This window comes from Arcanobacterium hippocoleae (assembly GCF_031456295.1).
Lineage (GTDB): Bacteria > Actinomycetota > Actinomycetes > Actinomycetales > Actinomycetaceae > Arcanobacterium_A > Arcanobacterium_A hippocoleae.
In genome coordinates this window covers 1,882,827-1,899,091 of record NZ_JAVDUJ010000001.1, presented here as the reverse complement: position 1 = coordinate 1,899,091, position 16,265 = coordinate 1,882,827, and the positions used below count along the sequence as shown (strand labels likewise).

Genomic DNA, 16,265 nt, shown 5'->3' with positions numbered 1-16,265 from the left:
ATCAGGCCTCCTTCTCGTTCTTACCATCGCTGACGATTACGGTGATGTGGCTGGACCGCTTCAAGATGCGATTCGCACGGCCCTGTGCACGTGGCTGAATCCGCTTCATGGTTGGACCTTCATCAACGTATGCTGCTGAAATTACGAGTTCAGCTTCGTCAATCCGCTCACCTGCCTGATCAGCAGCGTAACGTGCATTCGCGATTGCGGATTCAACAATTTTCTTTACATCCCGAGCCACTGCCTGTGGTGCATACTGCAGCACGTCGACGGCATCCAGTGCACGCTTACCGCGGATCTCATTTACCACGCGGCGCGACTTCTGGGGCGTGACGCGCACAAATCGTGCTTGCGCCTTAGCTTCCATAATTTTGCCTATCTCTTTCTCGTGCTACGTGCCTTAACGGCGACGGCCCTTTTTATCTTCTTTAACGTGGCCCTTGAAGGTGCGGGTCGGAGCGAACTCGCCCAACTTGTGACCAACCATGGATTCCGTTACGAACACTGGCACATGCTTGCGTCCGTCGTGCACAGCAAATGTGTGCCCGAGGAAATCAGGGGTGATCATTGACCGGCGGGACCAGGTCTTGATTACGTTCTTTGTGCCCTTTTCGTTTTGCTCATCGACCTTCTTGTAAAGGTGAGCATCAACGAATGGGCCCTTCTTCAAACTACGCGGCATTACTCATATCCTCCTGATCAGCGCTTCTTACCAGTCTTGCGACGGCGAACAATGAGCTTGTCGCTGTGCTTCTTTGGATGACGGGTACGCCCTTCCTTCTGCCCCCACGGGGATACAGGATGACGACCACCGGAAGTCTTACCTTCACCGCCACCGTGTGGGTGGTCAACTGGGTTCATTACCACACCACGCACGGTCGGACGGACGCCCTTCCAGCGCATTCGACCAGCTTTGCCCCAGTTGATGTTCGATTGTTCAGCATTGCCAACTTCACCAACCGTTGCGCGGCAACGTGCATCAACATTGCGGATTTCGCCTGATGGCATCCGCAGCTGCGCAAGCTTGCCTTCTTTTGCTACAAGCTGTACCGAAGCACCGGCTGAACGTGCGATCTTCGCACCGCCGCCTGGACGAAGTTCGACAGCGTGGATCACGGTACCGACTGGAATGTTCCGCAGTGGAAGATTGTTACCTGGCTTAATATCAGCACTTGGTCCATTTTCCACGATCATGCCTTGCTTCAAGTTAAGTGGTGCAAGGATGTAACGCTTTTCGCCGTCCACGTAATGCAGCAGTGCAATGCGTGCAGTACGATTTGGATCGTATTCGATATGCGCAACGCGTGCGTTGATACCGTCTTTATCATTCCGACGGAAATCAATTACGCGGTACTGGCGCTTGTGACCGCCGCCCTTATGGCGGGTAGTAATACGCCCGTTGTTATTGCGACCACCGGTCTTGTGCAGTGGGCGAAGTAGCGACTTTTCCGGAGTGGTCCGGGTGATTTCAACGAAATCTGCTACGCTCGCACCGCGACGACCTGGTGTGGTCGGCTTGTACTTACGAATTCCCATGAGATCTTATTCCTCAATTATCTTCCGTGGGCCTTAGCCTACGATATCGCCGTAAATATCAATCGTGCCTTCACGAAGCGTCACAATAGCCCGCTTCGTATCCTTGCGACGACCGATACCATTACGGGTCCGGCGGGTCTTACCTGCACGATTCATCGTGTTCACCGATGCGACCTTGACTTCAAAAATAGCTTCGATTGCAAGCTTAATTTCAGTCTTGTTTGCATCCTTTGCCACGAGGAATGTGTACTTACCTTCATCCTCAAGACGGGTTGCCTTCTCTGAAGCCAATGGCGCGAGAATCACATCGCGAGGATCTTTATTCTTGAGTGCTGCAATTTCGGAAGTCACTTCGTCTCCTCCTTGGTGTTTGCACCAATCCAAAGCTTGAGTGCAACTTCGCTGAAGATTACATCATCTGCGCAAAGCACATCGTAAGTATTCAACTGGTCTACGTACAATGTGTGCACTTGCGGAATGTTCCGCAGTGAGAGCACGTCAGTATCATCGCCACGGTTAAGTACAACGAGCGCACGACGGCCTTCGTTCACTTTACCGAGCAGCGAGAGAGCTAACTTTGTAGAAGGCTTCTCGCCCGCAACAAAACCCTTCACCACATGCAGACGCTCATTACGTGCACGATCGGAAAGTGATTGACGCAAAGCTGCAGCAATCATTTTCTTCGGGGTGCGCTGTGAGTAATCGCGCGGGGTTGGACCATGAACGATTCCACCACCAGTGAAGTGTGGAGCACGAATCGAGCCTTGACGTGCACGACCGGTTCCCTTTTGCTTGAATGGCTTAATACCACCACCGCGAACTTCACCGCGAGTCTTTACTTTATGTGTTCCCTGACGTGCAGCAGCAAGCTGTGCATTTACTACTTGGTGCAGCAATGCGACGTTTGCATCAACGTCAAAAAGTGCTGCAGGAAGGGTCACACTGCCAGCTTTTTCGCCGGCAAAGTCGAGAATATCAACCTTGAAGTCTGCCATTTATATCAGGCTCCCTTCACGGCAGTACGAATCATGACGACGCTGCCCTTGTTACCTGGAAGAGCGCCCTTCACGAGAATGAGATTATTTTCGGTGTCAATTGCGTGAATCGTGAGATTCTGAGTGGTTACGCGAGCGTTACCCATCCGACCTGCCATCCGCATTCCACGGAAAACACGTGAAGGAGTCGCACAAGCACCAATTGAACCTGGCTTCCGGTGATTGCGATGTGCACCGTGCGATGCTGAAACACCAGCAAAGCCGTGACGCTTCATCACACCAGCAAAGCCCTTACCCTTGGAAGTGCCGATTGCATCAATAATCTGACCTGCTTCAAAGGTTTCTACACCAATTTCCTGACCGAGCGTATATTCGCTGGCATCAGAAGTACGAATTTCAGCAATGTGACGGCGTGGTTCAACGCCAGCTTTTGCAAAATGACCAGCCATCGGCTTGGTTACGTTCTTCTTCTTGAGCTCACCAGAAGCAATCTGGAGTGCTTCATAACCGTCAACTTCAGCGGTGCGAATCTGAGTGACTACGTTCTTCCCTACTCGCACAACGGTAACAGGAACGAGCTTTGCATTTTCGTCCCATACTTGCGTCATGCCGAGCTTGGTGCCGAGCACAGCCTTTACCGGCTTGGCTACAGCAGCTGCTTGGATGTTCTTTACCATAATGCGTTACCTCAGAGCTTGATTTCTACACTGACATCAGCTGGCAAATCCAGACGACGCAGCGTGTCAATTGTCTTCAGGGTTGGATCGACAATGTCAATTAGTCGCTTATGCGTGCGCATTTCAAATTGTTCGCGACTATCCTTGTACTTGTGGGGCGAGCGAATAACCGTGAATACGTTCTTCTCGGTCGGTAGTGGCACTGGCCCTACGACCGATGCTCCCGTCCGGGTAACTTCGTCGACGAGCTTTTTCGCTGCACTGTCGATGACCTCATGGTCATAAGACTTCAGACGGATGCGGATTTTTTGTCCCGCCATGGCGTCGTCTCCCTCTCTAATATTCCGTGGCTACACCGAAACCCGCACTCGGGCGTGTCGCACACTAAGAAGTAACAACGAAAGCCCTATGGAGTTTTGAGTAACCTTTGAATGTACCGAAGCGCTTTTGCAACTCCGGCCAAGCTAAGCTCGTTAATCGAGCAACTCGTCTAGTATGCCAAATATCTATTACCAACTGCAAGGCACAAAGCGCTTTGGTGGCACACTACACAGAGATAAGTGCAGGCTCCGAACAAAAAGCTCGGAGCCTGCACTTATTAGTCAAAGACGATATTCAAGCAAATAAATTACTTGATAACCTTCGTCACACGACCTGAACCAACGGTACGACCGCCTTCACGAATCGCGAAGCCGAGGCCTTCTTCCATTGCGATTGGCTGAATCAGTTCAACCGTAATGGTGGTGTTATCGCCTGGCATAACCATTTCGGTGCCTTCTGGAAGAGTGATCACACCGGTAACATCCGTGGTCCGGAAGTAGAACTGTGGACGGTAGTTGGAGAAGAATGGATTGTGGCGACCGCCTTCTTCCTTCTTCAGCACGTACACCTGACCCTCGAATTCGGTGTGTGGGGTGATGGTGCCTGGCTTTGCAACAACCTGACCGCGTTCAACTTCATCACGCTTGGTGCCACGAAGCAGAAGACCGCAGTTTTCGCCGGCATCTGCGTGATCCATTTGCTTGTGGAACATTTCGATACCAGTAACGGTGGTCTTCTGAGCTTCACGAATGCCGAGAATTTCGACTTCTTCGTTGATGTTGAGCAAACCGCGCTCCACACGACCGGTAACAACGGTACCACGGCCGGAAATTGTGAAGACGTCTTCGATTGGCATCAGGAATGGCTTGTCGAGATCGCGAACTGGATCGTCGAAGTAAGTATCAACTGCTTCCATCAAATCTTCGATGGACTTAACCCACTGTGCTTCACCCTGAAGTGCCTGGTAACCAGAAATCTGAACCACTGGAGCGTTATCGCCGTCGTAGCCATTATCAGAAAGAAGTTCGCGGATTTCCATCTCGACGAGTTCGATCATTTCTGGATCGTCAACCATATCGCACTTGTTCAGTGCAACGATGATCTGTGGAACGCCCACCTGACGAGCCAACAGCACGTGCTCACGGGTCTGAGCCATTGCACCGTCGGTAGCAGCAACCACGAGGATCGCGCCATCCATCTGTGCAGCGCCGGTGATCATGTTCTTGATGTAATCGGCGTGGCCTGGAGCGTCAACGTGTGCGTAGTGACGCTTTTCGGTCTGGTATTCAACGTGTGCAACGTTGATCGTAATCCCGCGCTCGCGTTCTTCTGGAGCGTTATCGATGTTCTCGAATGCGGTTACCTCGTTGAGATCTGGATACTTCTCAGCGAGAACCTTGGTAATTGCTGCGGTCGTGGTGGTCTTACCGTGATCCACGTGACCGATGGTGCCGATGTTCATATGCGGCTTGGACTTATCATACTTGGCCTTGGCCACTTGTGCCCTCCTGGGACTCGGGTAGTGTTTTTCAGCTTTGTCAGTTTCGAAACATAGACGTTAGCGCCTTTTTCAAACCTTAACGGATCGATTTTAGCACTTTCATCGACGTCAGGAAAACATGGCTAAGTGAAATCCTACTGGTTGAATTGTATTTTTGTAAATTTAACCTGTTGGCTCACTCGCCACGGGTCTTAGAGATGATTTCGTCGGCAACAGCCTTCGGAACCTCTTGATACTTTGCGAATTGCATGGTGTACACCGCACGACCCTGCGTCTTTGAACGCAAATCGCCAACATAACCAAACATTTCGGAAAGTGGTACATTCGCACGGACGATCTTCACGCCCGTTGCGTCTTCCATTGAAGCAATCTGACCACGGCGAGAGTTAAGATCGCCAATCACATCGCCCATATACTCTTCTGGAGTACGAACTTCAACGTCCATCACTGGTTCGAGAATCACCGGGTTAGCGCGCTTTGCACCCTCACGGAAGACCATCTGACCAGCAATCTTGAACGCCATTTCAGAAGAATCGACATCATGGTATGCGCCGTCTTCCAAAGTTGCCTTCACGCCAACCATTGGGAAGCCTGCCAGCACGCCATTCTCCATTGCTGCCTGAATACCTGCATCAACTGACGGAATGTATTCGCGTGGCACGCGACCACCGGTCACAGCATCAACGAATTCGTAAATATTACCTTCGTCATTTTCCGGAAGCGGCTCGAAAGTAACGAGCACCTTCGCGAACTGACCAGAACCACCAGTCTGCTTCTTGTGCGTGTATTCAACGTTTTGTACAGCCTTGCGGATCGTTTCACGGTAAGCAACCATTGGCGCACCAACATTTGCTTCCACTTTGAACTCGCGGCGCATCCGATCAACGATGATATCCAAGTGGAGCTCGCCCATCCCGCCGATGACGGTCTGACCGGTTTCCTCATCAAGCTTCACCGTGAAGGTTGGATCTTCTTCAGCAAGTTTCTGAATCGCGATCCCCATCTTTTCCTGATCGCCCTTTGACTTCGGCTCTACCGCAACGTGAATCACAGGCTCCGGGAAGGTCATTGATTCGAGTGAAATCGGATGAGCTTGATCCGAAAGCGTATCACCGGTGGTGGTATCCTTCAAACCAACTACTGCGTAAATGTGGCCAGCGTGTGCTACGTCTACCGGGTTTTCCTTATTGGAATGCATCTGGAAAATCTTTCCAACGCGTTCCTTCTTCCCCTTAGTCGCATTGAGCACCTGCGCACCAGCGTCAACTTTACCAGAGTAGACGCGGATGAAGGTGAGACGACCGAAGAACGGGTGTACTGCGATCTTGAATGCGAGTGCTGAGAACGGTTCTTTTTCAGAAGGTTCACGAGTCATCTCTTGATCTTCATTTGCCGGATTAACGCCCTTCACTGCACCCACATCAAGCGGAGACGGCAGGTAAGAAACAACTGCATCAAGCACGAGCTGAATTCCGATGTTCTTGTATGCAGAACCACAGAATACTGGGAAGACTTCACCGGCAATCGTGAGCTTCCGAATCTGCTGCTGCAACTCATCGACCGAGATTTCTTCGCCACCGAAGAACTTCTCAAGAAGTGCATCATCAGATTCTGCAACTTTCTCGATCAGCTTTTCGCGGTATTCTTCAGCTTTTTCGAGCATATCGGCTGGAATTTCTTCTTCCACCACGATCGCGCCCATGGTCTTATTGCCTTTTTCATCTTCAGCTGGGAAGCGGATCGCCTTCATTGAGAGCAAATCAATTACACCCGAAAGTGTTGATTCTGCACCGATCGGGAGTGCCATCACGAGCGGAGTCGCGTGCAAACGCTCTTCAATCGTCTTCACTGAGAAGTAGAAATCTGCACCCATCTTGTCCATCTTATTGATGAAACAGATACGTGGCACATTGTACTTATCAGCCTGGCGCCAAACCGTTTCAGACTGTGGCTCCACGCCCTCTTTACCGTCGAATACTGCGACGGCGCCGTCAAGTACCCGCAAGGAGCGCTCTACTTCGACGGTAAAATCAACGTGGCCTGGGGTATCAATAATATTGATCTGATGATTCTTCCAGAAGGAAGTCACAGCGGCGGAAGTGATCGTGATACCACGTTCCTTTTCCTGCTCCATCCAGTCAGTGGTGGAGGCGCCGTCATGAGTTTCACCAATCTTATAGTTAATGCCTGTGTAGAACAGGATACGTTCAGTAACGGTGGTCTTACCCGCATCAATATGCGCCATAATCCCGATATTCCGAACCTTGGTGAGGTCAGTAAGCACTTCGTGTGCCATTGAGAACTCTTTTCTTTTGCCTGGTTGCCAAAATCAGGCAACCTTTGATTTACATTGCAAATTACGCTGTGATTACCAGCGGTAGTGTGCGAATGCGCGGTTCGATTCAGCCATGCGATGCATGTCTTCACGACGCTTCACTGCTGCACCAAGACCATTAGCGGCATCCATGATTTCATTCTGAAGACGCTCAAGCATGGTGTTTTCACGACGCTGACGGGAAAAATCCACAAGCCAACGAAGTGCAAGAGTATTTGCGCGACCTGGCTTAACTTCCACTGGCACCTGATAGGTAGCGCCGCCAACACGGCGAGACTTCACTTCGAGCTGTGGCTTGATATTTTCCAATGCGCGCTTGAGCACTGCGAGGGAATCTTGACCAGTCTTTTCCGCAACTGCATCGAGTGCACCATAAACAATGCGCTCTGCAGTGGACTTCTTACCGTCAAGCAGCACTCGGTTAATAAGCTGAGTAACGATCGTTGAGCCGTGTACTGGATCGGCAATCAACGGACGCTTGCGTGCAGGACCCTTACGTGGCATTACTTCTTCTCCTTCTTCGCGCCGTACTTCGACCGTGCCTGCGCACGGTTCTTCACACCCTGCGTATCAAGGGCGCCACGGACGATATGGTAACGAACACCAGGAAGATCCTTCACACGTCCACCACGCACAAGCACGATGGAGTGTTCTTGAAGGTTATGACCTTCACCTGGAATATATGCAGAAACTTCGATACCGGAAGAAAGACGCACACGAGCGACTTTTCGGAGAGCCGAATTCGGCTTCTTCGGGGTAGTGGTGTAAACGCGAGTGCAAACTCCACGACGCTGAGGACTTGCCTTCAACGCCGGTGTATTGGAGTGGCTCGCCTTGCTTGAGCGGCCCTTACGAACCAGCTGCTGAATAGTAGGCACTATTTCTCCTGTTTAACTATGCGATATTAGCTAATTGCCCGCCGCAAGAAGCACTTACTTCAAGCATGCGCCCGGGAATTCACCGTTCTTCCCTCACGTCCGACCGTCTTTTATCTAATAGAACACACAGCAACATTTGCAACCAGTACTGTGATATTAGAAAAGCAACGTAAAAGCAGCCGAAACGGGCATCGTGTTTAAGCCTAGCGAATATAGACTTTCAACGTCAAAGAAAGAGGCGAGATTGTGACGTGTTAATCCGCACAATCTCGCCTCTCACAGTTCTCCATGATACTTAGAAATTCAACCCGTACCCATAGCCGAGTGAAGAATCGTAATCATCGAAACCGTTATAACCGTAGATATCATCCAATGAATCGAAATCACGAGAGATGATATTGTTCAGCTGTTCGTATTCACTACGTGCAGCCGGAGTTGGCTCGACTTTCATTCCGCGCAGCGTCTCCAAACCAGTACCAGCTGGGATCAGCTTACCGAGGATCACATTCTCCTTCAGACCCGCAAGCGGATCAGACTTCGCATTCAGCGCAGCCTCAGTGAGCACCTTTGTTGTCTCCTGGAAGGAGGCAGCTGAAAGCCAAGAATCAGTAGCCAAAGAAGCCTTGGTGATGCCCATCAGCTCTGGGCGACCAGAAGCTGGCTTCCCGCCTTCAGCCAATGCTGCACGATTTGCATCTTCAAAGACGGATACATCCACAAGCTCGCCCGGAAGCAAATCGGTAGAGCCGGCCTCAAGCACCGTCACCCGGCGCAACATCTGGCGCACGATCACTTCGATATGCTTATCGTGGATTTCCACGCCCTGTGAGCGGTAGACATGCTGTACTTCAGATACTAGGAAGAGTTGCGCAGCCCGACGACCAGAAATCCGCAAGACCTTCTTTGGATCGATCAAACCTTCGACGATCTGGGTTCCAACAGTAACATGCGATCCTTCTGGGACCAGCATCTTTGCGCGCTTACCGACGAGATAAACCAAATCTTCATCGCCGTCATCACGCTTGATAATCAAGCGGCGCGAACGCTCAAGATCTTCTACTTCGAGCCGGCCAGCAGCTTCCGCAATTGGTGCTTCACCCTTTGGTGTACGTGCTTCAAAAAGCTCTTGCACACGCGGCAGACCCTGAGTGATATCTTCTGCGGAAGCAGCACCACCAGTGTGGAAGGTACGCATCGTCAGCTGAGTACCAGGTTCGCCAATGGACTGCGCCGAAACGATCCCGACTGCTTCGCCAATATCAACGAGCTTACCGGTAGCCAGTGAGCGACCATAGCACTTTGCACAAGTACCAACGCGGGAATTACAGGTCAAAACGGAGCGTACCGTAATTTCCTTGATCCCTGCATCGATCAGCTTTTCAAGTGCGACATCACCAATATCAGTGCCCGCTTCGACTATCACATTGCCATTGGCATCCACCGCATCTTTTGCCAAAGTACGTGCAAATACTGAGGTCTCGATATCTTCTGAACGACTTTCGTTGCCCTCAGCATCAGTAACGATAATTGGCTTGAGCAAACCGCGCGTGGTACCGCAATCTGCTTCACGCACAATCACGTCTTGCGCCACGTCTACAAGACGACGGGTCAGGTAACCGGATTCTGCGGTACGCAAAGCAGTATCAGCAAGACCTTTACGTGCACCGTGGGTCGCAGTGAAGTATTCCAGCGCAGAAAGTCCTTCACGATAATTGGAAGTAATTGGACGCGGAATAATTTCGCCCTTTGGATCAGCCACAAGACCGCGCATCCCCGCCACCTGACGAATCTGCATCCAGTTACCACGTGCACCAGAGGTCACCATGATATTCACGTTATTCCAGTCATCGAACTGGTCACGCATTTCGTCAGCCACTTGGTCGGTTACTTCCGTCCACAATTCCACCAAATCGCGGCGGCGATCCTCATCGCGAATATTACCTTCCTGGTACTCCTGCTCGATCTTTGCTGCACGCTTTTCGGCAGCAGCCAAAATCTCAGCTTTATTTGCTGGAGTCTTCACGTCAGAGACGGCAATCGTCACGCCAGAGCGACCACCCCAGTAGAAACCAGTATTCTTCAATGCATCAAGTGAAGCGCCAACTTCGACCTTGGAATAACGCTCAGCCAGTTCATTCACGATCGCGCCAAGCACCTTCTTCCCCACCACTTCGTTAATGAATGGGAAAGCGGTCGGCAATGCGTCGTTAAATAAACAGCGCCCAAGTGATGTTTCAAGGACGATCGCAGCACCTTCGGTGTAGCCTTCAGGAGTCTGGAAATCACGTGGCAGCACAATTTCGTCTGCCTGGAAGCGAATGTGAACCAACGAGTTCAGATCCAAATCGCCCAGATCCCAAGCCATCTGTGCTTCAGCTACGGAAGTGAAATAACGACCTTCGCCGATTCCACCTGCACGCAGCATCGTCAAATGGTAAAGCCCAATGATCATATCCTGCGATGGCACCGTCACCGGGCGACCATCTGAAGGCTTCAAAATATTATTTGCAGAGAGCATCAAGATGCGTGCTTCTGCCTGTGCTTCTGCTGAAAGCGGCAAATGCACAGCCATCTGATCGCCGTCGAAATCGGCGTTGAATGCCGAACAGACGAGCGGATGCAAACGGATCGCCTTACCTTCGATCAGCTGCGGCTCGAAAGCCTGAATCCCGAGACGGTGCAGCGTTGGTGCACGGTTGAGCAATACTGGATGCTCGCGAATAACTTCTTCGAGCACATCAAAAACCTCATCATGCTGACGCTCGATGAGACGCTTTGCAGCCTTAATATTCTTTGCCAATTCGAGATCCACAAGCCGCTTTTGGACAAACGGCTTGAAGAGTTCGAGTGCCATCGTCTTTGGCAGACCGCATTGATGCAATTTCAGGGTTGGACCGACGACGATCACAGAACGACCAGAATAATCGACACGCTTACCAAGCAAGTTTTGCCGGAAACGCCCCTGCTTACCTTTGAGCATATCCGAAATCGACTTCAACGGACGATTGCCCGCACCTTGTACCGGACGACCACGGCGACCATTATCGAAAAGCGCATCCACAGCTTCCTGCAGCATTCGCTTTTCGTTATTTACCATGATCTCTGGCGCGTTCAAATCAATCATGCGCTTCAAACGATTATTACGATTGATTACCCGACGGTAAAGATCGTTCAGATCAGATGTTGCAAAACGGCCACCATCAAGTTGCACCATTGGACGCAAATCCGGTGGAATCACTGGGAGCGCATCGAGTACCATCGCTTCTGGCTTCGTGCCGGAGTGCAAAAATGCATTCACAACTTTGATTCGCTTCAAAGCGCGGGTCTTTCGCTGTGCCGTACCCGTCTCGATTTGTTCGAGCAGTGCCTCATGCTCTGCTTGCAAATCAAAATTCTGCAACCGGCGCTGCACTGCTTCAGCACCACGGCAAGCATGGAAGTAATCACCCCAGCGCAATTCCATTGCGCGGTATGCTTCTTCATCACCTTCCAAATCGCCAACCTTCAGCTTGGTAAATTTATCCCAAACTTCTTCCAGGCGAGCAAGATCTTCCTCATATTGACGGCGCACGCGCTTTGTTTCGGCTTCTGCGATGCGCTTGATCTTATTCCGCTCTGCAGGAGTTTTGGCTGCTTCTGCTGCTTTCAAAGCTTCTTCTTCAGCCTTTAATGCCTTCTCAATTTGCACATTACGTTCCTGCTCAAGGCTTTTCCGCTCAAGCTCATATTCTGCAGTAAGGGTGGGCAGATCGTCATGACGGCGCTGTGCATCCACATCCGTCACCATATATGCAGCAAAGTAAATTACTTTTTCGAGATCTTTTGGAGCTACGTCTAAAAGATATCCAAGACGGCTTGGCACACCCTTGAAATACCAGATGTGTGTAACCGGTGCGGCAAGCTCAATATGCCCCATGCGCTCACGGCGCACTTTTGAACGCGTGACTTCTACGCCACAGCGTTCACAAACAATACCCTTGTAACGTGGCCGCTTATACTTCCCGCACGCACATTCCCAATCACGAGTTGGACCGAAAATCTGTTCGCCAAAAAGACCATCTTTTTCAGGCTTCAAAGTACGGTAATTAATTGTTTCAGGTTTCGTCACTGTGCCGTGTGACCAGGAACGAATATCGTCAGATGTTGCCAACGAGATGTGGAGCTGATCGAAGAGATTAACGTCGAGCAAGATTCCTACTTCCGAAGATTTTTACGCCGAGGCTTTAAATTCTTTTCCTGTAGTTTGCCAGACGGCGGGCGTTTTGGCCGTCTGGCAAACTGTGCACGCGGTTTTAGAAATCCGCGCCTGTCTGAAGATCTTCAAGACCCGTCTGAACTCCTACAGACTGCGGAGCCTTAAACGCATCTTCATCAGTGTCTTGCAAGTTGATCGAGTTACCTGCAGCATCAAGAGCTTCCACATTCAGGCACAGTGAACGCATTTCCTGCATCAAGACCTTGAATGATTCTGGGATCCCTGGCTCTGGGACGTTATCGCCCTTCACAATCGCTTCATAGACTTTTACGCGACCGACAGTATCGTCAGACTTGATCGTCAGCATCTCTTGGAGTGTATGCGCAGCACCATAAGCTTCCAGCGCCCAAACTTCCATTTCACCAAATCGCTGACCACCGAATTGTGCTTTACCACCAAGTGGCTGCTGGGTGACCATCGAGTATGGGCCGGTAGAGCGGGCGTGAATCTTATCATCTACCAAGTGATGGAGCTTCAGCATGTACATATAGCCCACCGAAACTGGCTCTGGGAATGGCTCGCCGGTACGCCCGTCAAAGAGACGCGCCTTTCCTGCACCATTCACCATATGATCACCATCGCGATTTGGCAAAGTACAACCAAGCAGCCCGTTCAGCTCATCAGAGAGCACGCCGTCAAACACTGGAGTTGCTACATTCTGGCGTCCATCAGTCTTCACCGCATTCTCCGGCAAGCGCTGTGCCCAGGCTTCGCCATTCTTCCGAGCTTCAGTTGCGTCCCAGCCCTGAGCTGCAATCCAACCTAAGTGAAGTTCAAAGACCTGCCCGAGATTCATTCGGCTTGGCACACCAAGCGGATTCAAGACGATATCCACTGGCGTTCCGTCTTCCATGAATGGCATATCTTCAATTGGCAGGATTCGTGAAATCACGCCCTTATTACCGTGACGGCCAGCCATCTTATCGCCAATCGTGATCTTGCGGCGCTGTGCAATGTAGACACGTACCGTCTGGCGGACATCGGCAGCCAATTCATCGTGATTATCCGAATTGAATTCCTTCACACCAATCACAATGCCGGATTCACCGTGCGGCACACGCAATGAGGTATCACGCACTTCCTTTGCTTTTTCGCCAAAGATTGCACGCAACAAACGCTCTTCGCTGGTCAGCTCAGTTTCGCCCTTCGGAGTGATCTTGCCAACGAGAATATCGCCTGCATTTACTTCCGCGCCGATCCGAATAATGCCACGCTCATCAAGATGCGAAAGCGTATCTTCAGATACATTCGGGATATCACGCGTAATCTCTTCTGGCCCGAGCTTCGTATCCCGAGCATCTACTTCATGCTCTTCAATATGGATCGAAGTGAGAATATCTTCGGACTGGCAACGCTCAGACAAAATGATTGCATCTTCGTAGTTATAACCATTCCATGCCATAAACGCCACAAGTAGATTCTGACCGAGCGCCAATTCGCCTCCGGAGGTAGCCGGACCGTCAGCAATCAACGAACCAGTTTCGACGCGGTCGCCTTCTGCGACGGCAACGCGCTGATTCGTACAATTTCCCGGGTTAGAGCGTTCAAATTTGGTCAGCTTATAGAGCTTGCGCACACCATTATCTTGCTCCACGAGCACTGCATCGGCACTTACTTCAACAACCACACCAGGTGCTTCAGCTACCGTGGCATCACGACCATCAATTGCTACGCGCGCTTCCATTCCAGTACCAACAAGTGGCGCAACCGGACGAATCAGCGGCACAGCCTGGCGCTGCATATTCGCACCCATCAAAGCGCGGTTTGCATCGTCGTGTTCCAGGAATGGGATCATTGCCGTACCAACAGAACACATCTGACGTGCAGACACATCCATATAGCCAACTTCTGCTGGCGGCACGAGGGCTGGCTCGCCACCGGGCAGGCGCACAAGCACTTCGTCGTCAATAAAGTATCCATTTTCGTCTACTTTTGCCGAAGCCTGCGCCACCGCATAACGATCTTCATCGGCAGCATCGAGATAATCTACTTCGTCAGTAACACGCCCATCGACAACCTTACGGTATGGAGTTTCGATAAAACCGAAGGAATTCACACGACCGAAGGACGCCAAAGAACCAATCAAACCAATGTTTGGACCTTCTGGAGTTTCAATTGGACACATCCGCCCATAGTGCGATGGGTGCACGTCTCGCACTTCCATCGAAGCGCGATCACGAGAAAGACCACCCGGACCAAGCGCTGAGAGACGTCGCCGGTGAGTCAAACCGGCAAGCGGATTATTTTGATCCATGAACTGTGAAAGCTGCGAGGTACCGAAAAATTCTTTGATTGCCGCCACGATCGGACGGATATTGATCAAAGATGACGGAGTGATCGCTTCTGCTTCCTGAGTCGTCATACGCTCGCGGACCATCCGATCAAGCCGGGAAAGACCAGTACGCACCTGATTTTGGATCAATTCGCCTACAGCGCGGATCCGACGATTGCCGAAATGATCGATATCGTCAGTTTCCAGCACGACCTCACGACCGCCTTCGACGTTTACCAACTTCGCTTCGCCAGCATGTAATGCCAGGAGGTAGCGCAGTGTCGCGATAATATCATCAAGCAGCAACTGCCGTTTCGATGATTCAATTTCCAAGCCAAGCTTCTTGTTGATCTTATAGCGCCCGACCTTCGTCAAATCATAGCGCTTATTATTGAAGTAGAAATTCTTCAACAAGTTCCGACCAGCTTCAGCTGTCGGCGGTTCGCCTGGGCGTAGCTTGCGGTAAAGATCTTGCAGCGCGCCTTCTTGCGTGTCGATCGTATCTTTTTCAAGCGTCTCGATCAGCACTGGATATTCTTTGAAAGTTTCGCGAATTTCGGATTCCGTCATTCCCAAAGCCTTCAAGAAGATTGTGACGGATTGCTTCCGCTTGCGATCGATCCGCACACCGACGACGTCTTTCTTATCGATCTCAAATTCCAGCCATGCACCGCGAGATGGAATGATCTTTGTGGAATAGATCAGCTTATCGGTACCCTTATCTACAGCACGCTCAAAATATACACCTGGGGAACGCACAAGCTGCGAGACGACCACACGTTCGGTGCCGTTCACAATGAAGGTACCTTGTGGAGTCATAATCGGGAAATCGCCGATGAAGGTGGTTTGTGATTTGATTTCACCAGTCTCGTAATTCTGGAACTCTGCCGTCACATATAGCGCAGCGGAGTAGGTCATGTCTTTATCACGACATTCAGCGATTGTCGCTTTCTCTTCTTCTAAGTGCGGATTTGAGAGCACTAAGCCCATTGTGCGCGCAGTATTTTCAATCGGAGAGACTTCGTCAAAAATCTCTTCCAAACCCGATTTCTCGCCGGGGTGCTCGGCTCGCCATTCATCAGAGCCGATCAGCCAGCCATACGAGGCAGTCTGGAGTGCGAGCAAATCTGGCACTGCCAGTGGCTCGGTAAGTTTCGCGAATGAAACGCGATCTGGCACTAGCTTGCCGTCTTTTACGGTCAGCTTATCGTATATAGAGGTGCTCGAAGCAGCCAAAGGATGTTCCTTCCCTGGGTCCGGTAAGGCTTAAATTTTCAGCGTCTTTAGTAATTACCACATCGCATATCTCCACCCCGTCAATGCTGTTTACACGATCTGCTGCAGAGCGGAAAATGAAATCAGTATTCAACTGGAAGAAATTTAACGAACGATAATCACGTGCAGACACTGCACAAATCTCAACTTTATCGAAATAGGGTAAACAAATCCAGCCCCAACCGCTGTGGAAGAGGTCACGACACCTATGATTTTCGTA

13 protein-coding genes are annotated in these 16,265 nt (G+C 50.9%); all 13 read right to left on the bottom strand.

Annotation, left to right across the window (positions count from 1 at the left end; genetic code table 11):
• Position 1: 1 nt before the first annotated feature.
• The 13 genes from rplV to rpoB all read right to left on the bottom strand — a co-directional run bounded on the left by rplV (position 2) and on the right by rpoB (position 16,006).
• Positions 2-367: a 50S ribosomal protein L22 gene (rplV, locus tag J2S36_RS07945; RefSeq protein WP_309957214.1), complete on the bottom strand. Its 366-nt coding sequence runs from the start codon at positions 365-367 to the stop codon at positions 2-4.
• 33 nt (positions 368-400) lie between these two features.
• Positions 401-682 carry a 30S ribosomal protein S19 gene (gene rpsS / locus J2S36_RS07940; protein ID WP_309957211.1) on the bottom strand — a complete coding sequence of 94 codons (282 nt, stop codon included), beginning with the start codon at positions 680-682 and terminating at the stop codon, positions 401-403.
• Positions 683-699: 17 nt separating this feature from the next.
• Entirely contained in the window at positions 700-1,536 is an 837-nt protein-coding gene (gene rplB, locus J2S36_RS07935) for a 50S ribosomal protein L2 (protein WP_309957209.1), read from the bottom strand.
• A 33-nt stretch (positions 1,537-1,569) separates the two neighbouring features.
• Positions 1,570-1,887, bottom strand: a complete 318-nt coding sequence (gene rplW / locus J2S36_RS07930; protein WP_374717337.1) for a 50S ribosomal protein L23 — start codon at positions 1,885-1,887, stop codon at positions 1,570-1,572.
• Positions 1,884-2,531 (bottom strand): 50S ribosomal protein L4, encoded by a 648-nt coding sequence (gene rplD / locus J2S36_RS07925; protein ID WP_309957208.1) that lies wholly within the window; start codon positions 2,529-2,531, stop codon positions 1,884-1,886. The genes rplW and rplD overlap by 4 nt, the downstream gene beginning before the upstream one ends.
• Positions 2,532-2,536: 5 nt before the next feature.
• Positions 2,537-3,208, bottom strand: a complete 672-nt coding sequence (gene rplC, locus J2S36_RS07920; RefSeq protein WP_309957206.1) for a 50S ribosomal protein L3 — start codon at positions 3,206-3,208, stop codon at positions 2,537-2,539.
• Positions 3,209-3,219: 11 nt separating this feature from the next.
• A complete protein-coding gene (rpsJ, locus tag J2S36_RS07915; protein WP_034232511.1) occupies positions 3,220-3,528 on the bottom strand; it encodes a 30S ribosomal protein S10 in 309 nt (102 codons plus the stop codon).
• A 308-nt stretch (positions 3,529-3,836) separates the two neighbouring features.
• The gene (gene tuf, locus J2S36_RS07910; RefSeq protein ID WP_309957202.1) at positions 3,837-5,027 is read right to left on the bottom strand and encodes an elongation factor Tu; all 1,191 of its coding nucleotides are present in this window, start codon (positions 5,025-5,027) and stop codon (positions 3,837-3,839) included.
• A gap of 178 nt (positions 5,028-5,205) precedes the next feature.
• Positions 5,206-7,326, bottom strand: coding sequence for an elongation factor G (fusA, locus tag J2S36_RS07905; RefSeq protein ID WP_309957200.1), 2,121 nt, complete (start codon positions 7,324-7,326; stop codon positions 5,206-5,208).
• Between the two features lie 72 nt (positions 7,327-7,398).
• On the bottom strand, positions 7,399-7,869 hold the full coding sequence (gene rpsG / locus J2S36_RS07900; protein ID WP_309957198.1) for a 30S ribosomal protein S7: 471 nt from the start codon (positions 7,867-7,869) through the stop codon (positions 7,399-7,401).
• Complete coding sequence (gene rpsL, locus J2S36_RS07895) at positions 7,869-8,243, bottom strand: 30S ribosomal protein S12 (protein ID WP_309957196.1); 375 nt, start codon at positions 8,241-8,243, stop codon at positions 7,869-7,871. The genes rpsG and rpsL overlap by 1 nt, the downstream gene beginning before the upstream one ends.
• Positions 8,244-8,538: 295 nt before the next feature.
• Positions 8,539-12,432 carry a DNA-directed RNA polymerase subunit beta' gene (locus J2S36_RS07890; protein ID WP_309957194.1) on the bottom strand — a complete coding sequence of 1,298 codons (3,894 nt, stop codon included), beginning with the start codon at positions 12,430-12,432 and terminating at the stop codon, positions 8,539-8,541.
• 103 nt (positions 12,433-12,535) lie between these two features.
• Positions 12,536-16,006 carry a DNA-directed RNA polymerase subunit beta gene (gene rpoB / locus J2S36_RS07885; RefSeq protein WP_374717336.1) on the bottom strand — a complete coding sequence of 1,157 codons (3,471 nt, stop codon included), beginning with the start codon at positions 16,004-16,006 and terminating at the stop codon, positions 12,536-12,538.
• Positions 16,007-16,265 lie beyond the last annotated feature (259 nt).